2 protein-coding genes are annotated in these 1087 nt (G+C 75.2%); both read right to left on the reverse strand.

The window, feature by feature from the left end; translation table 11 throughout:
* The coding region (locus G7A99_RS12150) for an ATP-binding cassette domain-containing protein (RefSeq protein ID WP_163140484.1) at positions 1-623 on the reverse strand (623 nt) is incomplete at its 3' end.
* A 1-nt stretch (position 624) separates the two neighbouring features.
* A partial coding sequence (locus G7A99_RS24895; protein ID WP_205599829.1) for an iron ABC transporter permease occupies positions 625-1087 on the reverse strand: 463 nt, incomplete at its 5' end.

The raw sequence follows: 1087 nt of genomic DNA on the forward strand, positions 1-1087 counted from the left end.
TGGTCCAGGAGCACCAGGTGGTCGGCGTGGGCGGCGGCCAGGTTGAGGTCGTGCATCACGGCGACCACGCAGTGCCCCGCCGCCGCCCAGTCCGCGGCCAGCGACAGCAGCCGCTCCTGGTGGCGCAGGTCCAACGCCGCCGTGGGCTCGTCGAGCAGCAGTACCGGCGTCGACTGCACCCGCACCCGCGCGAACGTGGTGCGTGCCTGCTCGCCGCCGGAGAGGGTCAGCGCGTTGCGCGCGGCGAGCGGGGCGATCTCCACCTCCGCCATCGCCGTGTGCACGCTCGCCTCGTCCTCCTCCGGCGGCAGGTCGCGCAGGGCGCGGCCCATGCGCACGACGTCGTCGACTCGGTAGGCGAAGCGCAGCACGCTGTCCTGGGGCATCACCGCACGCAGCCCGGCGAGCTCGCGCACCCCGTACTCCGCCAGCGGCCGCCCGGCCAGGCGTACGGCGCCACCGGTGGGCGCGCGGTCCCCCGCCATCAGCCCGAGCAGGGTCGACTTGCCGGCACCGTTGGGCCCGATCAGCGCGGTCAGGCTCCCGCCGGGACACGCCAGCGAGACGTCGCGCAGCAGCTCGCGGTCGTCGATGCGCAGGCTCACGTCCTCGATCTCCAGCATCTCAGCCCCCCGCCGCCTGCCGGCGCGAGACCAGCCACAGGAAGAACGGCCCGCCCAGGGTCGCGGTGAGGATGCCGATGGGGATCTCGTTCGGCGGGTCCAGCGAGCGCGCGCCGATATCGGCGAGCATCAGCAGCAGGCCCCCGCCCATGGCGCTGAACGGCAGCAGGTGGCGGTGGCCCGGGCCGATGACGGTGCGCACCAGGTGCGGGACCACCAGCCCGACGAACCCGATGGTGCCGGTGAACGCCACCGCCGCGGCGGTGAGCAGCGCGGTGAGCGCGATCAGCCGACGGCGCAGGCGGCGCACGTCGACCCCGGCGTGCTGGGCCTGGCGCTCGCCCAGGGCGAGCAGGTCCAGGGGCACCGCCTGACGGCGCAGCAGCACGAGCCCGGCGACGGCCAGCGGCGCGATGGTGAACACCGGCGCCCACGCCACCCGGGAGAGCGAGCCCATGGACCAG

It is taken from the genome of Arhodomonas sp. KWT (genome assembly GCF_010993615.1).